The sequence below is a fragment of the Niastella soli genome (genome assembly GCF_017742245.1).
Taxonomy (GTDB): Bacteria; Bacteroidota; Bacteroidia; order Chitinophagales; family Chitinophagaceae; genus Niastella; species Niastella soli.
Genome location: NZ_JAGHKO010000006.1, coordinates 155,756 through 180,350, shown reverse-complemented (window position 1 = coordinate 180,350; position 24,595 = coordinate 155,756). Strand labels below are relative to the sequence as shown.

Here is a 24,595-nt window from a genome sequence, read left to right as displayed (position 1 = left end):
ACATGGTATTTTTAAGTGATTCATTTGCATGTATGTTTCGCGGTCTAATCATTCGGCTTTTTAAGAAGTCGCGCAGATGTTTGATGGTTTCATAAAAGTAAAGATGTATAAAAAGTAAAAAGGACCATTATTGCTGATGATCCTTTTTTACGGACCGGACGGCTTTGATTCCATCCGATATTTTATTGATAATCAATTACCTTTGTTTTACAACAATGAGCGTCGCCTTCATGTATAAATCAAATGATAACAATTGATTTCCACTAATGAAGTTGTTGCAAGAATTTTATGTGATCATTATAAAATACATCCTTTCTGCCTACAGTAATCTTAAAAAAAAGTTGGAACCTGTCATCAGCCGAATCCTTCTTTATAGTCCCTATTAAGTCCCCTTTATGTATTGTATCACCAACTTTTTTATAGAATTTGTCCATATTCGCATATAAAATCGTCGTATCCTTATCTGTTATTAAAATACTATCAAATTCATCCCCGGTAAATATCTTTTTAACTTGCCCTCCTTTTACAGCAACAACATTACGATCCGCAGAATAAATACATACAACAGTTGCAGGATCTGCAATACTACCAATCTTATCTTTCCATAAATAAATGTATCCTTTTTCAACAGGGTACTTGGAAATATACGCAACAGTATCATTACAGCTTTGAGAAAATGAATTAACGCTGAATAATATACAAATTATTACAACTACATTAAAAGACATAATAGTTATTTGCCTTTATTAATTATTCAAAGTGCTATATTTTTCCCGGTTCCTAGCAGGAAAACAACTCAGTATAAAGTTTAAGGTTTCTTTTGTCATGCAATATGGCTTGTTTAAGATCTTAATGCAGTCTCCTCCAGCACATATTTCCATCTCCATTCCTAACTTACCTTTCTCATATACCTGAATATAGATCCTAGTGTCAAAAGGCAGTCCACATTTTTTACATGCGGTTGTACTATCATATTTTCCTGTCATTTTCAAAAATTCATTTACATATTCTTCCCCTGATAGTCGGGTGCAAAATTCATAGGAGGATTTGAGCAATTCCTTATTCATAGGAATATTTCTGCGATCAAGCAGATCCGTCGCATATATGACTACTTCGCTTTTTGATTTTTGTAACACAGGGTCAGCAAAATTAAAAATTCCTGACACCATCAGTAGGATATAGAATTTCATAATCAACTTTTTTGATTTTTTTCAATTTTCGGTTAATCTCCTTCAGTTGTTTTCTTTCATTCTTTGTAGGCTGCACTTCCAAACTCCTTTTCATGCGTTTCCTTACCATTTTATTCAAACTTATTATCCGGCTATTCGCCGCCTTACTACTTATCCCCGTCATCGTCAACCCAAAAGAATAATAATGCGTTTCCTCTGTTATAGGCCCATGCGTGTGGATCATCTGTAAATTATCAAAGAACACTTCCTGCGTTTGGGTTTCATTGCTGCAGAACACGAAAATATACCCATTTTTAACGACATCTATAACGGGTATAGTGTTGTTATCATGGGGTTTAACACAATTTGCAGATCCGACTGGATCAGCACCCCACTTACATACCTGAACTGTTCATCAAATAACACCCAATTTATATATGCCCGGGGATGTCCTGATCCCGCGTCCGGGTGGTTCTGCATATAACTTTGTAAGGCTGTAGTTAAACCAGGAACCCCACTTGATAATCCTTGAGCTGTCAGTCCTTTCCCTTGAAGCGGTGATCCTGAAACAAACAACCTTAATACATCGGCAACGGTCAGGGGCAGATCGGTTCGGGAATTAACACTTCCAGGCTGATAAAAATACAACTTACCAAAAATATTTATTTTATCGCCGGACATTACCTTCAGGAGACCGGTTGTAACAGGCCGGTTCATATTGTCGTAACCAGTTACCATCCATTTACCCTGACCGCGCAGTTTGGCATCCTGTGTCATTACCACCCTGTCCTGCTTATCATTGACCAGATATACCACGCCTGCACCTGGCACTTTTTTCATGATCATCCGGTTCTTATAATCATATTCATACCGGAAACATTGTTCATTCTAAATATCGCCATTGAGCGCAGACACGTCCCAGCCGTTTTGGATCAGCAATTCTACACCCCGGGGTTGTACCACACATCGCAGGTTATTCAGGTCGTCATAAATATAATACGTACATAACCACCCGCCCAGTACTAAGAATGTAAAAAAAGGACGATCCCCAAAGTAGCACATGCAAAAGGATTATCATTCTACGACCTTGCCATACAGCATGCTGATGCAAGTCAGTAGGATCAGGAAGAGGTTCTTTTTCATTTGCAAGAATGGTGTTGGATACTCCGAATGTAAGATACCGAAGCTCCTAAAAAAGAGAAGGAGGTCCCACTTGATAGATGTGCATTGGGAAATAAACGCCAGGAACGGTAAATCCCTGGCGTGTCGATAATATATCTGTGTTTTTTCCAGTTTAGTTGGTTGATTTAATCAAATAACCAGGCTTCTTTGTACAAATTATTTATAATATAAAACGAAGGCCCTGGACTGCGTCCAAAAAGAATGCTATCAACATCTTTAATATTATACATAAACGTTGTGTCTTTATTATCAATTTTTAAATAGACTTTAATTGAATCACCAACAGGAATATACTCATTAATGAGGCTCCACGGTTCGGAATAATTTCTTTCTAATGAATCTCTATAACTAAAGTCCTTATTTATCCTCAACACATAAAGATTCACTTTCTCTGTTGATCTAAATATTTTGAGGACTCTGCCATGATTATCATTCACTGTCCTGCTGGTTTCGTTTGTTTTTTTATTCCTGCAACAACAAACAGCACAGGCAATGACTATAACTGGGAAATAAAAAATCAGATACGTTCTCATTAATTGCTTTTTCTAACTGTATTATATGTCACTAGTCTTGGCCAGCCCGCGCCGGTATTGACAATTGTTTAATTCGTTTGCAATGGTAGTCTCAAACATAATAAAAGCGATATAATCTTCGAATAAAAATGCCTTCAAATTTACGGCTTGAAGGCATTATCAATGCTTATTTATATGATATAGTGGCTGGGCAGTTGTCTATTTACCTTGAGACTTTTTGAATAATTCAGGCAATCCCGCTTTTTTCAGAAACGCCGCTGCCATTTCCCTTTTCTTAATAAAGTAGGGATCGTTAACGTATTGCTTTATAGCCCTATTATTGGTTACTCTAACTATACCCGGTACATTCTTTTGAGTTATTCTTTTCACCAGTACCCCTTTTAAATTAATTTACGTAATTGATCACTATCAGGCAGCACCTGTTGAATTTCAGCTGGTGGTTCGCTCGAGTTCATAAAGGTGGCTACTCCCATCGGTGTGTTCATGTTCCTGATGGAGTACTGTACAATGGAATCCTGCTTTTCTTTACAAAGAATGACACCAATACTGGGAAGTTCATCTGGAAGTTTAATTTTGTCATCCAGCACATTCAGGTAAAAATGTAACTGACCAGTATATTCGGACTTGAAACGATCTTTTTTAATTTCAAATGCCACCAGGCGCCGTAGAATACGGTTGTAGAAAAGTAAGTCGATTGAAAATTCATGCCCCTCTACCTCCAGGCGAAACTGGTTACCAATGAAAGTAAACCCTTTTCCCATCTTCAGAATAAACTCTGTTATATTGGAAACTATGCTATTCTCTATTACGCTTTCGTTATCGTCATCCTTTAACTGTAGAAAATCAAGCAGGTACTTATCTTTAAATAATTCGGCAGCTACATTATTATCACTAGCGTCAATAGTTGTATCAAAATTGTGGTGTAGTTTGCCAATGTGCAGAAATAAGTTCTCCTGTATGTGATGTTCCAGCACTGAAACCGACCAGTAATCTTCTGCGGCCCTTTGCATATAAAACATTCGCTCTTCCAGGGCTTTGCATTTATTGAGCAGAATTAAGTGATGAGTGAATGTAATCGATAAAAAATTTGTTAGAATAGGATTATCATTATCTGTTTCCAATGGCCAACTTTCTTTTGCCTCAGAATTTTGCAATTGGACCGTCAGCAACGGTCCAATTATATCTCCTTGTTTATCATACCTTTGTAATTGGACCGTCAGTAACGGTCCAATTGGATCGTGCTCATATGCGATGTAAAACTGTCGCATTTTTTTAAGACTACTAGCAGAAAAACCCCGCAGGTCAGGCATCTGATTTTTTAAATCAGTTGCTATTTGTGACAATACTTTGTCGCCCCAATTTTGCTCCATTATTTTGTCACTAAGTAATTTGCCGATATAATAATATAACAGCAACTGCTCCCGGTTAACTAATCTAGCTGCGATGTAGCGACTTTGAGCAATACGAGATTTGAGATCTTGTAACAATTGAGTGTACTGTTGACTAGTTTCCATATTATTGATTATTGGTATTACTTATTAAAACAACTCCCCCACCCTCCTGTACTAACCGCATCCCATCCCTCTTTATCCACAATTCCTTTATTTTATTAGCCGCCTCTTCTGGTGAAATGCGGATGTATTTGTAAAAATCCTTTGTTCGTTTATGGCCGCTGATCTTCATAATCAACTCGACCGGCGTACCGGCCAGGAATTCATTGGTGCAGAATGATCGGCGGGCCGTATGCGAAGTGATCCAGTCGTATTTGGGTTTTATGACCTCAATACTTTTGTTTCCTTTTTTGTAGGAGAATTTAATAGAGCGGTTTAGTGCAGCCAATTTGCCGATGGTTTTTATGTGGCGGTTAAATTCCGGATTGGTAAGCGCGGGTATGCGTTCTTTGAACTGCCGGGTAAAGATGTGTTTCGCTTCTTCACGTAAGGGAATAATAACCCAGTGATCTGATTTTTCTTGCTTCTTATACAACATATCCCGTTGCAGGTCTTCCGGCTTTAAGGTACTGAAGTCGGAGAACCGTAAACCTGTCAGGCAGGCCAGGACAAACAGATCCCGGTATTCGATCAGATGAGGATGGTCAGAAAGATCAGTTTGGTAAATGGTGGCAATTTCCTGGTGACTTAAATAAATGGCATCACTTTTCACCCGGTCTTTTATAAAGCCGCGTAGGTGTTTGATGGTTTTACCAATGGTGTTCAGCTTTAATCCGGTCAACACTTCCTGGCGAACGTTTGCACAGGAGTTGAGCCTCCAGGAACAGGTTTATGATGAAGAGGACAAATGTAATTATGCAGTTATGGTGAGAGGAATACCAGAACTTGATAGTTTGGAGAAAATTCGACTGATGGACGCTGACATCCCATATTGGAAAGAAGCAATTACATATTGGTCATCCGAATGGCAAGCATTTAGGAATGAATGAAAAATGAATCGAATTAGAATCTGAATTAAATTGAGTGATTTGGGATACTGTCCCTAACTATAAATTCATCTAAGAAGTAAGTTTGTGAATTGCCATCTTCACAAATAATAGCAGCTCTATTTTTATAGAGTTCAAATTCTTTTGCCACAAAGCTTTTGCCATCGCTTAGAAGTTTTTTGCAAAAAAATTTATTCCTACTTAAATCATATAAAAACAACCAGTTATCTTTTATGAAAAGTAAACCGTCATTCTCCGAAGCCACATCTATTGCTGTTTCAAATTTATTGATATTAATTTTTTTAGCTTCCTTATTTAAACTGCAAAGGGTTAAATACCTGTAGCTTGAAGAACCTTGCCCCAAACCTAAGTAACCTAAATCTGATTTAAATAATACTTTTGGAATCATTCCACTATGAGTTTTACAGCCGAGATAAAAATCAAGTGTATCTAATATATCATTAATCTTTACTTCTATTTCATAATGTTCTTTATCAATTGGAATATATTTAAGGTAGTCGCCATTTGCAAAAAAAGTATCTCTAGCTCCAGTACAATTAAAAAAAAATTCTTTGGTAAGAGTCATTTCATTGCTAACATCCCCTTGTTTATCCCTATTTTCTTGTTTAGGTAAGTTTCCTTTGCAATTCACAAAAAAAATAATAAGGAATACTATTTTAAAGTGGCTTATTGGTTCTTCCTTTAACTTTTTCATAGATTGCGTTTAAGTTTACAACGTGAATTATAAATAGGTGTTACTTTCCAAAATATTGTACCGCCATAAGCTACCGATGAAGTATAAAGAACCATTCCTTTTCAAATTCCTTTATTAGCAGCTGAATATGTTAAAGAGGCCTTTCCATTCATTTAAGTATCTTTGATACCTATCCGAAGTTAAAGTTTTCATGCCTACATAACAAAATAAATATCCACAACACATCCAACAAGTACCCCGCATTTATTTTTATCCCTCACTGCCCGCCTGGAAGTGGCTGGGGAGGTATCCCCAATTATCCGCCAGCAGATTCACTGGTGCTTAACGCAATCAGTTCATTGGATAACCAGTTTGCCATAGATATAAAAAGGCGTTATGTAACAGGCATATCAAGGGGCGGACAGGAGCATAGCACAAAAACGCCCGGTACCGTTTTTTTATTTTTATGAGCGCACCGATCTCCAGATAAATAAGCCTATTTCTTTCTACCTCCTGCTGAATCAAACTTCCAATGTGAATTGGCACAGATTTTCATTGCGGGGTGTATGTATATGATTTGCCTTCAAGTATCTCATTATCTGATAATCCGGACACCTCCCTGATTACCTGCAAGGCTGCAGCTTTTGTGAGATTATCGCTATTCTTTTGAATATACTGGGCAATGGTAAATTCAGTGCAGCCCAGCACATCCATCAACCGGTGGCGGGTAGCCGGGTTATTTATAGCTTTGAGCGATTTTTGAGTAAGTTTCATAAGGTGATAAGTATTGATTAGTACTATGTTATTCATATAATAATGACGACTACGACTATCAACCATTACTAACTACCAAATTAGATCAGGCTCACTCCCAGACCTTCACTCAAGAATTAATCAACGAGATTGTGCTATGGAAAATTAATCGCTATGCATAAATTAATCCTGAAACGCTAGAACTGTTAAACTCGGATCTTTTAAAAGCCGACATTTTAGATTCAGAATTTACCAGGCACATATTAAAAGCGCTTTTGAAAACGCCCGGCCTTCGCCTGCCAATGGCATCAACAATACTAAGATTTCGCAACCGAATGTTTACCAGATTATTGATCAATGTGCCTTCAGAATTTTGTATGGTTCGGAGTTGGGGTCAACCGATCCAAGAAATAACAAGATTATTGATCAGCAAATTCAGCTTTATTTAAAATACCTGGAAAAGTTGAGAACTACAGCTGTAGAACACTCCTGGCCATTTTCAGAAATGGACCGTATACTTTATATACTAGACATAAAATATAATAAGGACATCCCTATTAAAGCCTAATGAAATTGGAGCAAAAACTTGCGTATATTGACTGGCAGTGATAGTCCATATTCTACAATACTTTTCCAAACTGACAAGAATTTAAAGCCGGGGTTCAACATTTACAGCCCACGGAAATTGATTGTCTTCTTTACACTTCCAACGGTTGCCACCACCCGCCGTCAACGGCATGACAGTGAAGCTAGATCGCCTTTTGTTGATCAAGCTCAATGTATTATATAATACCACCGTATTTTTTCTGTATTTTACTTGACAATTAATTTTATCTTTCCCATATTTGCGCCTGAGAATATCCGAAAAACTCCACTGTCCGAACCAGGAATATCCGAAAAACTTCACTGTCCGAACCGAAAAACTGCCTTTTACAGGCTAACAGCATTGGTTAGTTACCATTTTTCGTGGCTGAAAGGGATGTGAGTAACTATAAAATGCCCCCTATTATTAATAACACCCCTAAACTAATATGCAAACAGCGCGTATACTTCTCGCCGTATGGGCTATTGTCGTCCTCCTGTTCAGCTGTAACCGCAATTCCGACCAGCTACCACCCAAAAAAGCGCCACCCACAGAATTGGTAATATCATCCAAAACCAATGGACTGGCCCAGGTAGATTTCATTTTCCACCAAACCAGGATCGCTTCAGGAGATACCGTATGGCTTTCCATCCGCAACAATACCAATGCACCGATCGTAAACCTGAAATATATTGTGGAGTTGTGCAAAGCGGTTCCCCAGAACTATGACAACTGCGACCTTCAGGTACATGGGCTGATCACCGACTCCATTCAAAGTGGCCAAACCCGGCCAAAGGTCTTTACCTGGATCAACAGGAATATCAGACTGGATTCTTCTCTTATCAATACCGGCGTAATTGCCCACAACAGCCTCCCACCCCATCCACTTGGCAATGTATACAGCAATATTTACGCGAGCTTTGAAACCGATAGCGAAGTAGGATATTATGGAACGGTAAGGGGTTATGTACTGGCGGACGGCCTGGCCCGGTTCAGGATAAAAGGAAAAGACAATGACCAGTTCAATGCAACCGGTTTGTTTACCCAGGCATTTGACTTCACCGGCAATTTATACAAAGACAACAGCCTGCTTACTCCGTTTAAGCTTGACTCCATTACCGTAAACGGCAACCGGCAGTTGATAGACACAGCCAATAATAAATTCAACTTCAGGCTTGCCCTGCAAAAACCGGTACGGGATACCATCCAGTCTCTATTGCTCTTCACCCAAAGAAACTTTTAGCATGAAGCTTTTATTACGTTATTTTATTTTATCTCTGCCGACCCTTTGTTTCCACAGCAGCTTTGCACAGGCAGATATAACAATAACCGACCACCGCAACTTTGTATTGCAAACGGTGGAGAATAATGGTTCAATCAGTGGCAGTGATGTGGTAGTAAAGCTGACGGCTTTTTATGAGAGCTCCAAACAACAATATACAGTAAAGCAATTTGAGGGCGAGAAGCTTTTTGAGGTAAAAGCGCCCTTAAACAGGACCGAGTTCAGGAATCTGCTTACTGCAGCCCTGAACAAGGATGGCCAGGATGTGAAGGCCTTTAGCGAATACAGCATAGAAGCCGTGTTCCTGTGGGTATATTCCTTAAAACAACAGGATGGCACAATAATCAGCGGCCGGCTCAACCTGGGACTGTTGACCCAACCTTTTACTGATAACAACGCGGACAATAGCCCGGAACGCGTAAAAGATCTGGAGGAAACCAGTAACCGCTATGCCCGCTGGGAGGCCATTAGCATGGCGAAAAAAAAGATATTTATTGACAACCTGAAGTTGTTCATCAAAAGGGTAAATCGTTCCAACGGAGACAGCGCCCTGATCACAGCCGAAGACTCCTTATTATTGGAAAGGATGATGAACATTTTTGAAAACCAGAACCTTCCCTCCCTCGATTCAAACATCAGGAACAGCTTCTCTACCATTTATCAAAGGATCAGGGGACAAATAGACACTGGAGGCAAGGCTACTAAAGAGGCAACGGAGTTGGTAAAGAAATTAGAGGACGAGGCAAAAAGTAATGGCAATTCTATAAAAAAAGCAAGAATTGAAGATAGCACTGCACAGACCGCCCAAACCGAGTTAAAAAAAGCTTTAAGGGATACACTTTTACCTGCTGCTACCAAGGCGACAATCGAAACGCAAATCACCACCATGGGAGTGATGCAAGGCATCACGGACAATAGGCTCCAGGGCTTTAGGAAAGACAGTTCTCTTTTGAGCGAAGAGATCAAAAAAGCGCGGGACAAAGCCGACAGTATTAAATATGTGGTCCGTTTTATAAAAAGCCACCCTTACGTTCCCTTCAATAAAACTGACGTGGCAATACAAAAAGAAACTGATTCCCTCATTTGCCTGCTGACTTATTTCGATACTGCCAGGAAAGTGCTGGAAGAAGTACAGGCTTACATGAGGGCCAACAATATTTATCCCATTGAAAAAGTAAGCCTGCAATTTGAGCGCGGCCATATTGAAAGAGTGCAGGCCTGGGTTCGCAATGAGCAGGGCTCACTCGATATTTATGAGAATATTTTTGCCATTGGCTTTTCTTCGATCAATAACCTGAAGCAATTCCAGTCAACCCGTCTTTTCATCAGGAAATCTAACAATTTCCCCAATGGTATATTCCTCAGTGATGTGCTGGGCAATTACGACAATGTACTGGACCTGTTTACCCGTGATTATAGCCCCGGCGACACTGTCATCAATGAAATCCAGCCGGCCACCGGCCCTATTACCCTATACAAGGAAAAAAATATCAAACTCTTCGAATCGAAAATATTTACCGACCTCCAGGGCTTCGAGGAAGATGCCCCCAATGGACTTGTTCAGATTGAAGTGAACAGAAGATTCAACCTGAACACTTCCCGCGTTCAGGTTGGTAACCGCAAGAATGTAAGCTGGGTTTCTTATATGGAGGTGTTTGGCGCCATAAACAAAATAGAGAACAAATTCAGGGAACTGGTGCTGAGAAACCAGAATACTGTAGAGAATGGCGTGATTGTATCACCATCGTACGCCACCAACCTCGACATCAGGCGCTATGAAAACGCCTCCCTTGGTTTAGATTTGAATGGCCTGCTCTTCGACTGGCCCGATATGAAATTCACCTCCTACTTCGATGTAGGTGTGCGGTACGGACACCTCAAAACGCTGGATACCGTGTACAACGTAGAAAATGGAACCGCCATTAAAACAGACATAGCCAATAAATATACTGGTAATACTTTTACCCTGAGCCTGCCGAAGATTACTTTTGAGTTCTTTTCTGAAAGGCGGGTTGGTTTCAAACTGGCCTACAATTACAATACCACCTGGTTATTCAGCAACAATGCATTCAAGCAGATTGTGAGTTATGCCAAATCAGATCTCAACAGCGTAACAACGGAAAGTAATGCCCGTAAATCACATATGCTTGAAGTATTCCTGCGGGCGGAGACCAGCCACGACAGCCATGGACAATTATTCCTGCGCGGCCGGTTCTTCTGGCAGCAGGGCGATGCGAACACCTTTTTCCCTCAAATACAGTTAGGCTATGCGTACAATATCATTTTCAGAAAACAATAACGCAATGCGACAAGTAACCCTTATTATTCTGTTATGTTGCTGCTGGATGACCATTTGTGCGCAATCGACTCATAAATGGTCGCTATACAAAGTCCCTGAACGGAATAAAGTAACGAACGTAAAATGGAAAAAGGATACGGTAATAGTTACCTTCAGAACCGTGCGGGTAGATTCCATGCGTACCGAAAGCGGCAGAAAATTTGGCTACCGCCATGAACGCGTTGAATCTTTACTGGAAATAAGAAAATATACACGGAATTCAGTATTATCAACATTTACATTGTCAGGCAATGTTAACCATGTTCCCGACCCTTCCAGAAAACCCTTTGAGCTAAAGATACCAGTAACCAGGTACGATCCCCAATACACAACTGATACCACCTGGTTCCTGTTTCCCGATACTATAGTTAATGGCGAAAGGAAAACCGAAAGCTACGAGAGCAGAAAAGATACCGCCACGACGCTCATCAGAGCCAGGCGGGTAAACATTTACAACCGCTATTACTTCTCAATTAATAAAAACAACACCAAAGCAAGGTTCCATATTGGAGCCAGCTATTCCCCCCAAATGGCCTACAGAAAAGTATTTGTAAATGACCCCTCCTTCAATGAACCCGCCAAACTCGACAGCCGCAGTACAAACGAATCAATGAAGTTCGGTTATACCATTTCGATGCAGGCAGGCATTGCCCTTGGCAAAACCCATACCCTATACGCTGAATACATCAACATGCGCCAGGGCTTCAAGAGTAGACAGACCGCCATTGACTGGAACACCGGGTTACCCAGGCCTTCCCCGTTAGATATGAACTACCGGTTTAACTACAATGGAGTGGGAATTGGCTATTTCAAAAGCGGCATCGATCATAGAGTGAATCTGGCTGCCGATATGGGCTTGTCTGTTTTGTTCCTGAATTGTTATGAGGACGATGTCGCCGGCGAAGTTAAAAGAGAGTCTTTAAGAACGAACCCTGCTACGAAGGATTTGAAAGGCACCAGCCTGGTGGGTAAATTCGGATTGGGTATCAATTGCAGGTTATTCAGTGAATGCACCCTGAAGATCATTCCCACCATTTATTACAACTTTACACCTGTCAGCACCCAGGTGCTCAGCACAAGATTATTCAATACAGGGCTCACCGTGGGCTTCCTGTTTACCAACCAGGATATTGGTATCCTTAGATAAATATTCTTTATCCCAATAATTACATCTATTCCTTTGCTTTACACTTCGATTGTAATTTCTTTAACACCGACTTCAGGTCGGCCAAATCGAAGTGTTGCTTTTGCACCTCTCATAAATTCAATTTCCTTTAAAACGGGCTGAACAGTTTTGAACAGATTATCAGCATTGGGCCCATACATATATAATGTTCCGTCGCTATAGTCCATTGCAATTTCATGACCGTCATATTCTCCAACCTCTTTTTCTGTGATTACTTTCTCTAAAACGTCCTCAAGTTCAAATAACGCATCAAGGTCATCTATTCCATATTTAAACCGGACTACAACAGCATGTTCTGGAGTATTATTTGAGTCGGATTTTATATTCATTTTGCTTATTATTTAATAATCGTTCTTATATCTAAACACTACTGAAATTCACTGTCTTTATTAATTTCAAATTCAGGCTTAATTGCAAACTTTCCTTTCTTGTCTACAAACCCTGATTTACCATTAAACTCAACGTATGCCAAGCCATTTTCAAATTGACTTGCATAGTCAAAAGTTGGCTCAATGACAATTCTTCCTTTTTTATCAACGTATCCCCATTTTCCATTCAGTTTAAAATTGGCATACCCTTCATTATAGTGCCATATTTCATCAAACTTTGGTTCAACAATTAGTTTGCCTTTGTCATTATAAGCCCCCCATTTTCCCTTTAGCTCCACTATATACATATGATCAGATAAATTTCCAGTCACATCATAAATTGGCGGGACTATAGTGTCTCCTGCTTTATTAATTCGACCTTGCCCAGTCTGAGTTGTAAAACTTCCTGGGTATGAGTTTAACGCCCACAGCCGTTTATATTTATATCGGTCTTTATTGTATGCAAAAGTATTTCCCTTCTTATCAATTAAAAGGGTTTGTCCGTCAAATGTTTCAACGCTGGCTACATCTGAAAGAAAAGGATAGCTAGTCTTATAAATAAGAGGAATAACAACCTTACCGGATTTATCAATGTAACCACAACTATCATTTACTCTTACATCAGATAACCCATTCGAAAATCCAAGAAAAACATCATCGAAGACAAACGGAATAACGGTATCGCCTTTTATATTTATGAATCCAAATTTATTTCCATTGCTAACACTAGCAAATCCATCGTAAAAAACCATCGCGCTTTTATACTTCGGCTCTATTAAAACATTTCCATGATTGTCGACAAAACCAAACAAACTATCTTTTTCAACTAATATTTGCTTATTCTTGTCACCCTGTAACATCCAGTCCCATTCCGGTTTAATAACAAGGTTTCCCTTTTTGTCAATGCAGCCAAATTTTCCGTTTTGCTTGATGATGGCGAGTTGAGTGGTCTTGCAAGCTGTGAAAAACAAGGTCAATATAATTATTAGAAGGTGTTTCATCAAAATGGCAGATAACTTTATAATCCGCTATTATACACCCTTTTTAGCTGAAATCAATATTTACAGGTTATTAGTAGCTATTTGCTCCAAAAAAACGGTCGCTATCATGTCAAATTTAATAAAATCATTCATTTAACATTATATCAGTAAGGCCTACCTATTTACGATCCTTAACATTTAGTATCTTTAGAAAAAGAGGCTATGAAGAGTATGAAATTGACGCAGTTAATTCCTTTCCTGACCTTTGACCTACCGTTAGACAGCCGAAATTGAAGAGTATTTTAAATAATAAAATTTAAAGGGAAGGTTCCAATAAAAGAATCGCAAAGCCTCGAACTATTAGCTTTACAAGATCATAGCGATGAACTATATGGATACGGGTACAGATGCAGTTTTAGAAACCAGGAGTCAATTATCTGGTAACACCCCTAATAAAACGGAGTTAATACGATAAACAGTTTTAGTTATCTTAAATTTTTTAAATAGAATTCTATGCGATTCTTCTCTATTATACCACAAATATTTTTCATACCTGCAATCCTTTTGTTAGGGAAAACGGCAATAGCTCAAAGTGATAAGAATATCTCTGGTATCGACCAATGGAATGATGCAATTGGCATCAGGATCTCACTGGCTGAATGGAATAAGATGGTGGCTGATGTTTTAGACCAAACCAATGGCGCCGATAGCAGTAAGCGTGATACTGCTTTTTATATAAAATATGTAAGAGTTGTAAACACTATTGAAAGTAATGCCTGGTTTGATAAATATGCTGAGGTGCGAAATCTATTTTATAAAAAGGTATTTGTAAACGCAATATTTAGTTTAAACGCTGGCCCTTATAAGGGCGGGTGTTTTTATAACGCAAAAATTGATCTATTTATTGGTGGCGTCCCTCATGCAAATAGCATGTTTTATATTACTAGTTTAAAAGAGTAATGCAACTAAATAGGAAAGTAAGCCAGGCCCTCAACCAGCTTGGCTTTTCTTTTGTTGCCGGGTTAAATATACAGTATTTGTCCAGTCGCCAACTGTCCAATTGTATTGCAGGCTCACGTCACTGTAATTGGATCGTCGGCAACGATCCAATTACAACTAACAGAGAGTCATCCTTTTATAATTTGGCAGTCCGTAACTGCCAAATTGAAAACAATTTATTGACCCTTTATTAGAAACAACTGCCCTACCCTCCTGTACTAACCGCATCCCCATTATCCACATCCTTTATAAGCAGCCTCTTCCGGTGAAATGCGGATATACTCAAAAAAAAAAATCGTTCACTGGTGTGACAGCTAGGAATTCATTGGTGCAAAATGACCAGCTGACAAAAATTGAATTATGGCATTTTTTTTATTAAATTCGTGTATAGAATCATATTGAATGACACAAGTGCAGAAGCTGGAACAAATTGGACATAATGCTATAATGCGGGTTCGAATAAACAAGCTAAGGAGAGGCAAACCGTTTATGATCAATTCACCGGATTTGCCTTCCTATCAATGTTATATGGAGTATGCAGATGGCAAAATTACCATAGAGCAGATTAATGAATCTGGCAACGATTTCAAAGCCATTCGTGAATTATCGCCCGAAGAAGCTGCTCAGCTCAGGGTTGCATTAGGATTAACTCCTTTCCATGCCTGATCTTTTTATAATTTCTGGATCTAACGGAGCCGGCAAATCTACAATCGGCCAGGATTATGTTCCTTCACATGTTTTAGAAGATTCCTCAATTTTTGATGGTGACAAGCTTTACATGCAAAAGCATTTAGAGCTTTGGAAGTCGGGAATGCGGGTTGATAAGAAAATAAGGGAAATAGCTAATGATTTTGTGATAGAAACGTTCAACCAACTGGTTGATAAAGCAATTGCCTTCAGGAAGCATTTTGTTTATGAGGGACATTTTACTGAAGATAGTTCCTGGAATGTACCCCGGCTTTTTAAAAACGAGGGCTATGCTGTGCATTTGATTTTTTTCGGGTTAAACAATACGGATCAATCCGAGCTTCGTGTTCTGGAGCGCGTTAAAGATGGGGGGCATAACGTACCACGATTGATGATTGAAAATAACTTCTATGGGAACCTGGACCAACTTAACCGGAATTTCAAACTTTTGGATTCTTTATTAATTTTCGACACTTCTACAACAACGCCGTTTCTCCTGGCCAAAATGATAAATTCAAAATTGGAACTGTCTGCATCAAAAGATAAACTCCCAGATTGGTTTATCAAGTACCTTCCTGAAGTTTTAAAAATAGTAACCTAAGGGAAAACAAACCATCCACGGCTCTATCAAGCCTGTATTTTAGAACATTCGTAAGAAGTAATCTATTTGTCTTGCTGCTTAGTAAATGACTCAGGCAAACCCACTTTCTTTAGAAACGCTGCTGCTATCTCCCTTTTCTTGACAAAGTATGGATCATTGATATAATCCTTTGCAGCCTTAGGATCTACTTTTTTAGCTTTACATTTTTGCTCACCTTTTTTGGTGTTCTCCATAATCAAAATTTAAAATTAAAAATAGACTAAACAAAACCAAGATATAATTGGCCAGTCACTAACTGGCCAATTATATCTTGTTCTTTATCTGCCTTTTACAATTTGGCAGTCGCTGACGGTCCAATTGGGCAGTCAGCAACTGCCCAATTACGTTTGACTGTGTATCAGGAATGTGCAATTGGATCGTCGGTAACGATCCAATTACAACATATAGAGTGTCATCGTTTTATAATTTGGCAGTCGGCAACTGCCAAATTACAAGCACTACTATTAATCTCTATTAGAAACAACTCCCCCACCCTCCTGTACTAACCGCATCCCATCTTTCTTTATTCACAACTCCTTTATTTCACTATTTTTTTATGGAATGCCTTTAATTGCGCATCCATCTATAGTAAAATAAGAGTAATCCCTACACTCTATCATACTATGAAACAACTTATATCCGTCATCTTAACGTTGTTGATATTTTCAAGTTGCGGGAAAATTGATTCAGAGAAACGGACTTCAACTGTCGAAATATAGGGTGATACAGTTACTGAAAATGAGAATAATGATGCATTTATTTGTGAGTTTCCCATTCCCGCTGAATTCCCAGGTGGAACCATTGCTTGGCATAAGTTTCTAAAACAAAACCTTGTTTACCCTGAAATTGCTATAGATCAAAACATTCAGGGAACTGTAATCGTACAATTCAAAGTTTGTACGGATGGTACTCTTTGCGATATAGAAGTCATTAGCGGCCCTAATGAACTAAAAGAAAGTGCAGTTCAGGTATTTAAAAAATCGCCGAAATGGACTCCAACCCGCCTTAATGGACGTAATATAAAAGACTATAAAAGGCAGCCCATAACTTTTCGATTGGAGAATGAATAATGCAATTTGCTCCCGGTTAAATCAACCATTAATCAACCGCATCCCATCTCTCTTTATCCACAACTCCTTAATCCTATTAGCCGCCTCTTCCGGTGAAATGCGGATATACTTTTAAAAATCCTTTGTTCGCTTATTACCACTGATCTTCATGATTAGCTCAACAGGTGTACCAGCCAGGAATTCACATTGATTGCTGTTTACCAACAGTAAGGGGCTGTTCAACTATTTCCATTTTGGAAATAGTTCCCCTAATTAAAATCACTTTTTAAGTTAATTAATAAACAATGTTACAACTCTACCTTTTAAATCCTACTCTATCACTATCTTCCCATTTCCTTTGTTCCGCTTTTTCATCCAGCAAGTTTTCGAGGGCATCATATATTTGGATGAGTTGGACATCATGTTCGCCTAAGCGCTCTTTAATTTGTTTTAATTGTTCTACCAGGTCGTTTTCCTTATAGACAACCCGCCTTATTTGAATAAAAGCTCTCATAATAGCAATGTTCATATTTATTGCCCGATCACTATTTAGTATACCGCTGAGCATAGCAACGCCCTGTTCAGTAAAAGCATAGGGCAACGCACTATTGGGGCGCCTACTTGGGTATGTCATCACAAATTGTGATGACATAATTTTCTGTAAACTCTCCATCTGCAATCTTACACTTTCCCATTCGTTCTTACTTTTCTTTCCTTGGTTTTGATGCATTCGTCAAACTGAAAGTAAATATCCTGTTTGGCTTCTTTCTTGGCAAGCTCCTGTTTGGCGATTGTGGTTACCCGTTCATCGAGTGATTGTAAATCGAGAGTAGGTGTGAATGCCTTTTTTACAAATGCTCCTTTGTCGGCAATCTGTTTGCGGGTAGCCTCTGCAACCAGGTCTTCCACCAATCGTTTCTGACATCAGCCCATCGCTCAGCCGGGGCATATCAGGGTGTGTTCTTTAAAATGTTTGTAGGTTGTTCAACCAACCACTCAAAATATTCCGCTTTGCATCGCTTTAGTTTCTTTTCTCTAAGTAATGCAGTTCGTTTGTCAGGATGCTCCTCGACGTAAATTAATTTCCAGGGTATTTTAAAGGAGGTATATTTTGAAAGTCCAGCATTGTGATCTTCCAATCGCTGTAAATAGTTTTCTGAAAACCCTTTGTAATAGGTTCCATCAACTGTGCTTTTCAATATGTAGACATAATAAGGCATAAAAAAAGGCTCTGAATTTAATCAGAGCCTTCTTACTTGCGGACCGGACGGGATATGTGCGGCCGTTATATCTACAGTAAAATCAGCTATTTATTTTTTCGGTCGATTTTTTGGTCGATTCAATGAGCTGGAGAGGCTTATTCTTACCTGGGTTTGTTCAGGTAGACGTTGGCATTACGAAGGTAGGCTTAATTTTATTTATTCTAACACCAGGGTTACAGTAGGCTACTGTTTATATGATTACATGCAAATGGGCCATTCCAAGATATGAGGCATGACTGAAAATGGTGTTCAATTACGAGCATTCAGAAATACGGACAAAAATGCCTGTGCGAAAGAATCTGAATATACTGATAAAAAGAAATGTCAATTGAGTACGTCCATAAAAGAAGGCTCACAATTCTGTGAACCTTCTTTTGTGACCCCTTAGATTCAATAAATTTAGAAGACTTAACGCGACTTGCAAAGCTTGTGGTTGATCCAATGCCATTGCGAAGCGTTCTTGGTTCTTACTTAGAAATCACTTAGTTTTATAAGCCAGCCATCATCAGCTCCATGAGCTGATTTTCTATCTCCATTTGCAACGGAGGATGTCGCATACGCATATCCCCCTACATAAATACTGTTATCTTTATTTATAATAATCGAGTTTGCAGTTTCCGATTCTGAGGAGCCATATGTTTTACTCCATAATTTGTTCCCTGTATTGCTTAACCTCACGGCCCAAAAGTCCGATGTTATTTTCGAATAGTCAGGGTTCTCATGAATTTTTTCAATATCTCTACCAACCTCGTATGCCTTGCCGACCGCAATACATCCACCGTCAGGAGTAACTGCTACTCCCAAACAGTCATCGTCATAGGGGCCTCCCAATGCATTTGACCAGATTATGTCCCCACTGGGATTTAATTTTACAACCCACATATCGATATATCCATCTCCAGCCGTCTGGGTTTGTGCATGATTTTTACCAACAATATCCTGATCAAGTGAGCTACTGCTGCCTGCTATTATGAATCCGTCATCGGGTGTCACAGCAATAGCATTTGCCATATCTCCGTCTTTACCACCATATAATTTACTCCATATTTTGTCGCCATTACCGGATAATTTCAACACCCACATATCAACGGATCCATGATTGTTCCCTATATCTCCGGTATTGTTAGCTAGAGTCCAGCCCGCTACCAGTATTGATCCATTAGCAGTGACGGCTACAGAAGTAGCATTGTCTGCCCCTACTCCGCCAACAACCTTTTGCCAAACTATGTCACCATTGCTATTGAATTTTACAACCATTGCATCCTTTTCATTGGTGTTACTGTAGGTCTGTCCAACAACAATAATTCCTCCATCAGCAGTAGTAGTAATTCCATTTGCAATATCCTGATTAACGCCACCAACTAACCTGGTCCAAAGGGTATCGCCATTGCTTTTCAATTTCACTATAAACCAATCTCCACCGCCATGATTTACTGCCCTTACATCGCCACTTTGGCTACTATAAGTGGCGCCGGCCACAGCAAATCCGCCATCCGCCGTAGCTGTAGCTGAGGTAATATATTCACTAAGTGATCCACCTATCGAACGGGTCCAGGCAGTATCGCCGTTACTGTTTAATCTGGCTATCCAACAATCCTCAGCACCATGATTAGGAGCCCCTACATCGCCGTTTCTCTGGCTGCCTGTTGATCCTGCAATTAATAACCCGCCATCGTTTGCTTTCGCCATCGTATATATATAATCAAAATTGCTTCCACCGTAAGCCCTTTCAGATACCAATTGTACATTTATGAATTTTTGTTCGATGATAATTTGCGATTGCAAGCCTTCCAATCCATCAGTGGCCACTGCTTTAAGGGTTATTGTGCGTGTCTGTGTTGTAAGATTTTCTTTTATTACCGTTAAATGTATTGTATCGTTCCCTTTTCCCGACGTTTTGCTAAGCTGTAACCAATCATTTTGAGAACTTGATACCTGCCAGTCAACATTTGATTCAATTACCAAATCTGCTGAAGCGCCGGTATAAGGCAGTAGGGAAAGCGTTTGTTGCGTAAATTTTAAAATAGGTGTCGACGCAGGGGGATCAACGGTATCGTTAATGGCGTCGCTTTTCTTATTACACGATATTATTAATTGTAATATCAGGCATGCAAGAAACAGCCATTTCAAAGGGCTAGGGTAAATAATTTTCATACTTTCAAAGGATTTGAATTACGCGGCAAAGATAATTCAAATAATATTTTTTTTTCATAAAAAGTTGATAAGTGTGCAGTTGGAGGAATAATTGTTCAGATTGGACCACCACTTAATTACAGAATTTTATCAGAAAGATAGATATCATGTTCTTTAAAATACAGTTTTTACTAAACCTATTATATATTACGCTGGTATCACCCTGTAACCAAAGTAAGGTGGGTTTATCCGTTGTTTACGGAACGCCCCTGTTTCCGAAATTTCCGGTATCAAACCAATTCAAATTGAATCAAATAATTCATTTAGCATTATAAAGCCTATTCGTTTAAGATAAATAGCATTTCGTATCTTTAAAAAAAGAGACTATGAAGAGCATGAAACTGACGCAGTTGATCCCTCTCCTGACCTTTGACTTACCGCTAGACAGCCGTTATATCGGCACCACGTTTACCATCACCCACCACCAATTAACAACCATGTACCCAGGATGGGCATTACAGGCCACCCGCCAGAAACTTAAAGCCAGGTATTGGTTTGGGTACGTTTTGATACATTTTGCTACTCTTTATTCATTGGCGATTGTCGTAACCTTACCATTTAATACCCATCTTAATCAATTTTACTTGGCAGGTGTTCTGACGGCAGGCATTATTTGCTTTACTATAATCACCATTACACAATATGCCCCCCGGTTCTTTTCTGACTATCTGCCCAAACTGGAAACCATCACCGCTGAGTTGGAATCCCGGCAAAACGAGCTGATAAAAGATCAATTACAAAAAGGGTTAAATAATCAAATTGCCGGCGAATACGAGAAACTCGGTTATGTGTTGGATCAAATAACTTGTCAACGGGAACGACTAGCTACATTGCAAAATGAAATTCCTAAATGCCGCCAGAAACAAATGCATACTTTTTCCCAGGTGCTAATTTTTTATGCCTTTTATAAAACCGCTGGACTGAACGCTCTTCAATGCAACGACGTCACCGCTGGCCAACTTATGAAGCTATTCGGGAAAGACCAGGGCGGCATAAAGGACAGCCTACAACTAATTATAGGCCCAAAGCAGGAACTATCACATCGGTTCAGAACCGAGATCCAAAATCGGTTTAATGACGTGTATGCGTTTTTTGAAGAATTGCAGTTTTCGGCAGGTATAAGTTTATTGAAGAGTTTGGAATCTAAATTCAGGGAATAAAGAATCTAATAGAAAATACTTCTTTGGAAAAGTTTGCTGGGCAAAAGAAAAAGATTTGTACCGCTTGGTTTTTACTTCCCCTAAGATTGTACAATTTCTAAAATTTCACCTTCAGCTACCAACCTTGGCACTTCGTAAATAAACCATCGTTGGCCGACTTTTATATATTGTTCAACTGTAGGGTTTCGTAGAAATCTTACCGTCACAACTTTTGTTTCACCTGGTTGAATAAGCTCCTGCTCATCGAACTGGATATCCCCGACATATGTGCGGATGTTTCTAATATCTTTTGGTTGTTCAAAAGCATGATTAGGTCTATAACCCGATTTAATGGCCGTGTTCCTGCCACCTTCTTCGGAAGTTTTAAGATAGATTCGTGCTTTAACGATAATCAGGTCGTTTATCAAAGTCATAATATTAGCGTTAAAAATAATCGAACGTCAACCTTCTCAGTGTATCTCCTCTACAAACCAACCCATATTGCAAACTTACTGGCAAAAATTCAACATTTAAGTATACTTACCTTTTTCTGGCCTACTCAGGATAGTATTTTCGAAGCCTAAAAGTAACGAGTATGCAAGAACTAATGAAGAGTGGAAATACCCCCATGTTATTTCCATATGACCCTGTTGAGTATTGGCAAAACATCAGGCAAATTATCCGGGAGGAGGTAACCAAAATGGAGAAGGGAAAACCAGATCCAGGTTCGGTACTAAAAACACCCGGCCTCACCTACAAACCCCTTTTAAAGATCTCCGAACTCTGCACACTTTTCCAGGTCACCAAACCTACCATTTACGGGTGGATCAAGGTCGGAAAAATCAAGCCGGTAAAGGTGCGTTCACGCGTCTATTTCCTGTGGCAGGATGTGACGCAATTAATGAGCACTCAAACAGTCTCCAATGAGTGATTTTTTTCTTTTGGCCAGCCCTGTTCTTTTGGCAGTCGGAAGCATTGGAATTGGTATAAAAAGAAGGGACATTTTATGGGTGTGTTTTCAATCTTGGCATTGGCTTCAACAACTGAATATTTAGCCGGCAAAAAGCTGCAAAGCAAGAGGAGCTTAGAGGCAAAAATCACCTTCAATTATATCCTTTCCAAAGAATTCCTCACCCTGGTTTCCCGTGCGTTTTAGGCCGCTATTAAAGCCTGGAGGCAATCCCTTAGACAAGCGCCTATTTTGAGCAACGCCAGAGGCGTTGCCACTTTTTGTTCGACAAAAAGTGCTCAGGGTGCTGCACGTTGTTGCACCCGGCGAGATGTCCGTTTGTCCGACAGAGTCTCCCAAACGATCTCGCCCCTTGCCTCCGAAGTCGGCAGGGGTGAACAGCCCAACAGCCACCGTACCCTGTTTTTTAATCTTAAATGTGAAAAGAATATGAAGAGAACGAACAACAAAAACAGAACAAGAAAAGTCACCATCCGGCTAACGCCGGAAGAGTACGAACAGCTAAATAACCGGTATAAAAAAACGACCTGCCGAAAGCTGAGCGACTACGTTAGAAACCTACTATTCCAGGGTAAGGTAACCATCCTCACCCGCGATCAATCTATGGATGCCTTTATGGCAGAATTGATCCTACTGAAATCCGAATTAAGTGCTGTCGGAAATAACTTCAACCAGGCTGTCCGAAAATTGAATGCGATGCAACATTATCCTGAGTTAAAAATATGGCTACTAACCCATACGCAAATGGCGCAGGACGTAGTCAAAAATGTAGACACTATTAAAATAAACATCGCAAAATTTTCAGACAAATGGTTGCAAGAATAATTAAAGGAAGTAGCCTTTCCAATACACTCAATTATAACGAGCACAAAGTTCAGCAGGGGGTTGCTGAATGCATCCATTCCGCCAACTATGCGAAGGACACGGAAAAGCTGAACTTTTTTGATAAACTGCGCAGGCTGGAACACCAGGCCGCACTTAACGAGAATGTGAAAGCAAACAGCATTCACATCTCCCTGAATTTCGATGGCGCCGATCAGCTTAACAAAGAAAAGCTGGCAGCCATTGCCGATACCTACATGCAACAGATTGGATTCGGGAATCAGCCCTACCTTGTTTATGAACATAAAGACGCGGGCCACAAACACATCCACATTGTTTCCACCAACATCCAGCAAAATGGCCGGCGGATCGACATGAATAATATCGGCCGTAACCAGTCCGAAAACGCGCGAAAAGCGATTGAACAGGAATTCAAATTGGTACCGGCAGAATCCCATAAACAGGATCAAAAACAGCAGCTTAAGAAGCAACTGGTAGTAACACCCAAACGGGTAGAATATGGTAAAACCGAAACCAAGCGGGCTATCCAGAACGTATTGGATTATGTGATCCGGCGGTACAAATACACTTCATTACCGGAATTAAATGCCGTTCTGAAGCAATACAATGTTATGGCGGACCCCGGCAAAGAGGGTTCCCGTATTAATAAAAACGGCGGATTGGTTTACCGGGTACTGGATGCCAACGGAAGCAAGATCGGCGTGCCTATCAAAGCCAGTGCTTTTTACAACAAGCCCACATTGAAGACACTTGAACAGTTATATCCCAAAAACGAGGTGCTTCGACAGGGTTTTAAAATCCGGGTAAAAAACTCGATAGACCTGGCTCTATTAAAACCGGTATCAATACCTGATTTGAAGGAGTTATTAAGAAAAGAAGGGATAGCCATGGAACTACGGCAAAACGACAAGGGGCTGATATATGGTATCACATACGTTGATCGCCGTAATCAGTGTGTTTTTAATGGCAGCGACCTGGGCAAACAATATAGCGCCAAAGCCATCCAGGAACGCTGTTTGCGCCAGGCTCAACTACCGGTGCAAATTGAAAAACTACAGCCAAAAATACAGCAGAAATCCAATTACCAATCTTTGAAGAATAACCCAAAACACCATTCCAAGGACACACCTCTAAAAAGTGGAACACTAGAGGAAGATTTAAAACTACAAGGTTTGCAAAAAGCAGCCGACTTGTTGACCACTTTAATGAAACCGGAACAAGTCGAGAATCAGGCAATGCCAGAATGGTTGAAACTCAAGAAAAAGAAAAAACATAGGCACCGACTGTAGAGTTAAAATGGCCCGGGCG

28 protein-coding genes are annotated in these 24,595 nt (G+C 39.8%); 11 read left to right on the top strand and 17 right to left on the bottom strand.

Translation table 11 applies throughout. The annotated features are described in order from the left end of the window. Positions 1-263: 263 nt before the first annotated feature. The 9 genes from J7I42_RS24125 to J7I42_RS24085 form a co-directional block, all read right to left on the bottom strand. Positions 264-728 carry a peptidoglycan DD-metalloendopeptidase family protein gene (locus J7I42_RS24125; protein WP_209141444.1) on the bottom strand — a complete coding sequence of 155 codons (465 nt, stop codon included), beginning with the start codon at positions 726-728 and terminating at the stop codon, positions 264-266. An 18-nt stretch (positions 729-746) separates the two neighbouring features. Next, positions 747-1,190 (bottom strand): hypothetical protein, encoded by a 444-nt coding sequence (locus J7I42_RS24120; RefSeq protein ID WP_209141443.1) that lies wholly within the window; start codon positions 1,188-1,190, stop codon positions 747-749. A gap of 303 nt (positions 1,191-1,493) precedes the next feature. Then, complete coding sequence (locus J7I42_RS24115; RefSeq protein ID WP_209141442.1) at positions 1,494-2,009, bottom strand: hypothetical protein; 516 nt, start codon at positions 2,007-2,009, stop codon at positions 1,494-1,496. Positions 2,010-2,057: 48 nt separating this feature from the next. Next, on the bottom strand, positions 2,058-2,231 hold the full coding sequence (locus J7I42_RS24110; RefSeq protein ID WP_209141441.1) for a hypothetical protein: 174 nt from the start codon (positions 2,229-2,231) through the stop codon (positions 2,058-2,060). Positions 2,232-2,476: 245 nt separating this feature from the next. After that, the gene (locus J7I42_RS24105; RefSeq protein ID WP_209141440.1) at positions 2,477-2,884 is read right to left on the bottom strand and encodes a hypothetical protein; all 408 of its coding nucleotides are present in this window, start codon (positions 2,882-2,884) and stop codon (positions 2,477-2,479) included. Between the two features lie 380 nt (positions 2,885-3,264). Further along, the gene (locus tag J7I42_RS24100; protein WP_209141439.1) at positions 3,265-4,398 is read right to left on the bottom strand and encodes a PDDEXK nuclease domain-containing protein; all 1,134 of its coding nucleotides are present in this window, start codon (positions 4,396-4,398) and stop codon (positions 3,265-3,267) included. Between the two features lies 1 nt (position 4,399). Then, entirely contained in the window at positions 4,400-5,119 is a 720-nt protein-coding gene (locus J7I42_RS24095; RefSeq protein ID WP_209141438.1) for a tyrosine-type recombinase/integrase, read from the bottom strand. Positions 5,120-5,349: 230 nt separating this feature from the next. Further along, a complete protein-coding gene (locus J7I42_RS24090) occupies positions 5,350-6,036 on the bottom strand; it encodes a hypothetical protein (protein WP_209141437.1) in 687 nt (228 codons plus the stop codon). 531 nt (positions 6,037-6,567) lie between these two features. Next, positions 6,568-6,789, bottom strand: a complete 222-nt coding sequence (locus J7I42_RS24085) for a hypothetical protein (RefSeq protein WP_209141436.1) — start codon at positions 6,787-6,789, stop codon at positions 6,568-6,570. Between the two features lie 1,010 nt (positions 6,790-7,799). Between J7I42_RS24085 and J7I42_RS24080 the strand changes: the two genes are divergently transcribed. From J7I42_RS24080 to J7I42_RS24070, 3 genes are read left to right on the top strand one after another with little or no spacing between them, the layout of a single operon-like run. Beyond that, complete coding sequence (locus J7I42_RS24080) at positions 7,800-8,594, top strand: hypothetical protein (protein ID WP_209141435.1); 795 nt, start codon at positions 7,800-7,802, stop codon at positions 8,592-8,594. 1 nt (position 8,595) lies between these two features. Beyond that, positions 8,596-10,932, top strand: a complete 2,337-nt coding sequence (locus J7I42_RS24075; RefSeq protein WP_209141434.1) for a hypothetical protein — start codon at positions 8,596-8,598, stop codon at positions 10,930-10,932. A gap of 4 nt (positions 10,933-10,936) precedes the next feature. After that, positions 10,937-12,118, top strand: a complete 1,182-nt coding sequence (locus J7I42_RS24070; RefSeq protein WP_209141433.1) for a hypothetical protein — start codon at positions 10,937-10,939, stop codon at positions 12,116-12,118. Positions 12,119-12,156: 38 nt separating this feature from the next. Here the strand turns inward: J7I42_RS24070 and J7I42_RS24065 are convergent, their stop codons facing one another. Together J7I42_RS24065 and J7I42_RS24060 are read right to left on the bottom strand one after the other, a co-directional pair. After that, on the bottom strand, positions 12,157-12,486 hold the full coding sequence (locus tag J7I42_RS24065; protein WP_209141432.1) for a hypothetical protein: 330 nt from the start codon (positions 12,484-12,486) through the stop codon (positions 12,157-12,159). 38 nt (positions 12,487-12,524) lie between these two features. After that, complete coding sequence (locus tag J7I42_RS24060; RefSeq protein ID WP_209141431.1) at positions 12,525-13,526, bottom strand: WG repeat-containing protein; 1,002 nt, start codon at positions 13,524-13,526, stop codon at positions 12,525-12,527. 492 nt (positions 13,527-14,018) lie between these two features. Between J7I42_RS24060 and J7I42_RS24055 the strand changes: the two genes are divergently transcribed. From J7I42_RS24055 to J7I42_RS24045, 3 genes are all read left to right on the top strand, one after another. After that, entirely contained in the window at positions 14,019-14,465 is a 447-nt protein-coding gene (locus J7I42_RS24055) for a hypothetical protein (protein ID WP_209141430.1), read from the top strand. A gap of 441 nt (positions 14,466-14,906) precedes the next feature. Beyond that, entirely contained in the window at positions 14,907-15,170 is a 264-nt protein-coding gene (locus tag J7I42_RS24050) for a hypothetical protein (RefSeq protein WP_209141429.1), read from the top strand. Further along, positions 15,163-15,792: a zeta toxin family protein gene (locus J7I42_RS24045; protein ID WP_209141428.1), complete on the top strand. Its 630-nt coding sequence runs from the start codon at positions 15,163-15,165 to the stop codon at positions 15,790-15,792. Before J7I42_RS24050 ends, J7I42_RS24045 begins: the two co-directional genes overlap by 8 nt. A 62-nt stretch (positions 15,793-15,854) precedes the next feature. Here J7I42_RS24045 and J7I42_RS24040 read toward each other — a convergent pair whose 3' ends face one another. Then, positions 15,855-16,025, bottom strand: coding sequence for a hypothetical protein (locus J7I42_RS24040; protein ID WP_209141427.1), 171 nt, complete (start codon positions 16,023-16,025; stop codon positions 15,855-15,857). Between the two features lie 564 nt (positions 16,026-16,589). Here J7I42_RS24040 and J7I42_RS35730 point away from each other — a divergent pair. Next, positions 16,590-16,901, top strand: a complete 312-nt coding sequence (locus J7I42_RS35730) for an energy transducer TonB (protein ID WP_209141471.1) — start codon at positions 16,590-16,592, stop codon at positions 16,899-16,901. A 295-nt stretch (positions 16,902-17,196) separates the two neighbouring features. Here J7I42_RS35730 and J7I42_RS24030 read toward each other — a convergent pair whose 3' ends face one another. From J7I42_RS24030 to J7I42_RS24015, 4 genes are all read right to left on the bottom strand, one after another. Further along, positions 17,197-17,532, bottom strand: coding sequence for an ORF6N domain-containing protein (locus tag J7I42_RS24030; protein WP_209141426.1), 336 nt, complete (start codon positions 17,530-17,532; stop codon positions 17,197-17,199). A 29-nt stretch (positions 17,533-17,561) separates the two neighbouring features. Continuing rightward, positions 17,562-17,789 (bottom strand): hypothetical protein, encoded by a 228-nt coding sequence (locus J7I42_RS24025; RefSeq protein ID WP_209141425.1) that lies wholly within the window; start codon positions 17,787-17,789, stop codon positions 17,562-17,564. A 41-nt stretch (positions 17,790-17,830) separates the two neighbouring features. Continuing rightward, positions 17,831-18,100 (bottom strand): GIY-YIG nuclease family protein, encoded by a 270-nt coding sequence (locus J7I42_RS35725; RefSeq protein ID WP_209141424.1) that lies wholly within the window; start codon positions 18,098-18,100, stop codon positions 17,831-17,833. A 513-nt stretch (positions 18,101-18,613) separates the two neighbouring features. Beyond that, the gene (locus J7I42_RS24015; protein WP_209141423.1) at positions 18,614-20,296 is read right to left on the bottom strand and encodes a BACON domain-containing protein; all 1,683 of its coding nucleotides are present in this window, start codon (positions 20,294-20,296) and stop codon (positions 18,614-18,616) included. A gap of 365 nt (positions 20,297-20,661) precedes the next feature. Here J7I42_RS24015 and J7I42_RS24010 point away from each other — a divergent pair, with 365 nt between their 5' ends. Beyond that, a complete protein-coding gene (locus J7I42_RS24010) occupies positions 20,662-21,495 on the top strand; it encodes a hypothetical protein (protein WP_209141422.1) in 834 nt (277 codons plus the stop codon). Between the two features lie 80 nt (positions 21,496-21,575). Here J7I42_RS24010 and J7I42_RS24005 read toward each other — a convergent pair whose 3' ends face one another. Continuing rightward, complete coding sequence (locus tag J7I42_RS24005) at positions 21,576-21,908, bottom strand: EF-Tu C-terminal domain-related protein (RefSeq protein ID WP_209141421.1); 333 nt, start codon at positions 21,906-21,908, stop codon at positions 21,576-21,578. 161 nt (positions 21,909-22,069) lie between these two features. On the opposite strand from J7I42_RS24005, the gene J7I42_RS24000 reads away from it, so the two are divergent. The 3 genes from J7I42_RS24000 to J7I42_RS23990 all read left to right on the top strand — a co-directional run bounded on the left by J7I42_RS24000 (position 22,070) and on the right by J7I42_RS23990 (position 24,576). After that, a complete protein-coding gene (locus J7I42_RS24000) occupies positions 22,070-22,405 on the top strand; it encodes a helix-turn-helix domain-containing protein (protein WP_209141420.1) in 336 nt (111 codons plus the stop codon). Positions 22,406-22,873: 468 nt separating this feature from the next. Then, positions 22,874-23,269, top strand: a complete 396-nt coding sequence (locus J7I42_RS23995; protein ID WP_209141419.1) for a plasmid mobilization protein — start codon at positions 22,874-22,876, stop codon at positions 23,267-23,269. After that, positions 23,254-24,576, top strand: a complete 1,323-nt coding sequence (locus J7I42_RS23990; protein ID WP_209141418.1) for a relaxase/mobilization nuclease domain-containing protein — start codon at positions 23,254-23,256, stop codon at positions 24,574-24,576. The genes J7I42_RS23995 and J7I42_RS23990 overlap by 16 nt, the downstream gene beginning before the upstream one ends. Positions 24,577-24,595 lie beyond the last annotated feature (19 nt).

What these genes read in the sequence shown, in the direction of transcription:
- J7I42_RS24090 (WP_209141437.1), bottom strand. Translation starts at nt 6,036, where the DNA reads ATGAAAAAGTTAAAGGAAGAACCAATAAGCCACTTTAAAATAGTATTC.
- J7I42_RS24100 (WP_209141439.1), bottom strand. Translation starts at nt 4,398, where the DNA reads ATGGAAACTAGTCAACAGTACACTCAATTGTTACAAGATCTCAAATCT.
- J7I42_RS24085 (WP_209141436.1), bottom strand. Translation starts at nt 6,789, where the DNA reads ATGAAACTTACTCAAAAATCGCTCAAAGCTATAAATAACCCGGCTACC.
- J7I42_RS23990 (WP_209141418.1), top strand. Translation starts at nt 23,254, where the DNA reads ATGGTTGCAAGAATAATTAAAGGAAGTAGCCTTTCCAATACACTCAAT.
- J7I42_RS24115 (WP_209141442.1), bottom strand. Translation starts at nt 2,009, where the DNA reads ATGAAAAAAGTGCCAGGTGCAGGCGTGGTATATCTGGTCAATGATAAG.
- J7I42_RS24050 (WP_209141429.1), top strand. Translation starts at nt 14,907, where the DNA reads ATGACACAAGTGCAGAAGCTGGAACAAATTGGACATAATGCTATAATG.
- J7I42_RS24030 (WP_209141426.1), bottom strand. Translation starts at nt 17,532, where the DNA reads ATGTCATCACAATTTGTGATGACATACCCAAGTAGGCGCCCCAATAGT.
- J7I42_RS24065 (WP_209141432.1), bottom strand. Translation starts at nt 12,486, where the DNA reads ATGAATATAAAATCCGACTCAAATAATACTCCAGAACATGCTGTTGTA.
- J7I42_RS24010 (WP_209141422.1), top strand. Translation starts at nt 20,662, where the DNA reads ATGAAGAGCATGAAACTGACGCAGTTGATCCCTCTCCTGACCTTTGAC.
- J7I42_RS24080 (WP_209141435.1), top strand. Translation starts at nt 7,800, where the DNA reads ATGCAAACAGCGCGTATACTTCTCGCCGTATGGGCTATTGTCGTCCTC.
- J7I42_RS24040 (WP_209141427.1), bottom strand. Translation starts at nt 16,025, where the DNA reads ATGGAGAACACCAAAAAAGGTGAGCAAAAATGTAAAGCTAAAAAAGTA.
- J7I42_RS23995 (WP_209141419.1), top strand. Translation starts at nt 22,874, where the DNA reads ATGAAGAGAACGAACAACAAAAACAGAACAAGAAAAGTCACCATCCGG.
- J7I42_RS35725 (WP_209141424.1), bottom strand. Translation starts at nt 18,100, where the DNA reads ATGCCTTATTATGTCTACATATTGAAAAGCACAGTTGATGGAACCTAT.
- J7I42_RS24005 (WP_209141421.1), bottom strand. Translation starts at nt 21,908, where the DNA reads ATGACTTTGATAAACGACCTGATTATCGTTAAAGCACGAATCTATCTT.
- J7I42_RS24015 (WP_209141423.1), bottom strand. Translation starts at nt 20,296, where the DNA reads ATGAAAATTATTTACCCTAGCCCTTTGAAATGGCTGTTTCTTGCATGC.
- J7I42_RS24045 (WP_209141428.1), top strand. Translation starts at nt 15,163, where the DNA reads ATGCCTGATCTTTTTATAATTTCTGGATCTAACGGAGCCGGCAAATCT.
- J7I42_RS24060 (WP_209141431.1), bottom strand. Translation starts at nt 13,526, where the DNA reads ATGAAACACCTTCTAATAATTATATTGACCTTGTTTTTCACAGCTTGC.
- J7I42_RS24105 (WP_209141440.1), bottom strand. Translation starts at nt 2,884, where the DNA reads ATGAGAACGTATCTGATTTTTTATTTCCCAGTTATAGTCATTGCCTGT.
- J7I42_RS24070 (WP_209141433.1), top strand. Translation starts at nt 10,937, where the DNA reads ATGCGACAAGTAACCCTTATTATTCTGTTATGTTGCTGCTGGATGACC.
- J7I42_RS24000 (WP_209141420.1), top strand. Translation starts at nt 22,070, where the DNA reads ATGCAAGAACTAATGAAGAGTGGAAATACCCCCATGTTATTTCCATAT.
- J7I42_RS24125 (WP_209141444.1), bottom strand. Translation starts at nt 728, where the DNA reads ATGTCTTTTAATGTAGTTGTAATAATTTGTATATTATTCAGCGTTAAT.
- J7I42_RS24075 (WP_209141434.1), top strand. Translation starts at nt 8,596, where the DNA reads ATGAAGCTTTTATTACGTTATTTTATTTTATCTCTGCCGACCCTTTGT.
- J7I42_RS24120 (WP_209141443.1), bottom strand. Translation starts at nt 1,190, where the DNA reads ATGAAATTCTATATCCTACTGATGGTGTCAGGAATTTTTAATTTTGCT.
- J7I42_RS24110 (WP_209141441.1), bottom strand. Translation starts at nt 2,231, where the DNA reads ATGTGCTACTTTGGGGATCGTCCTTTTTTTACATTCTTAGTACTGGGC.
- J7I42_RS24055 (WP_209141430.1), top strand. Translation starts at nt 14,019, where the DNA reads ATGCGATTCTTCTCTATTATACCACAAATATTTTTCATACCTGCAATC.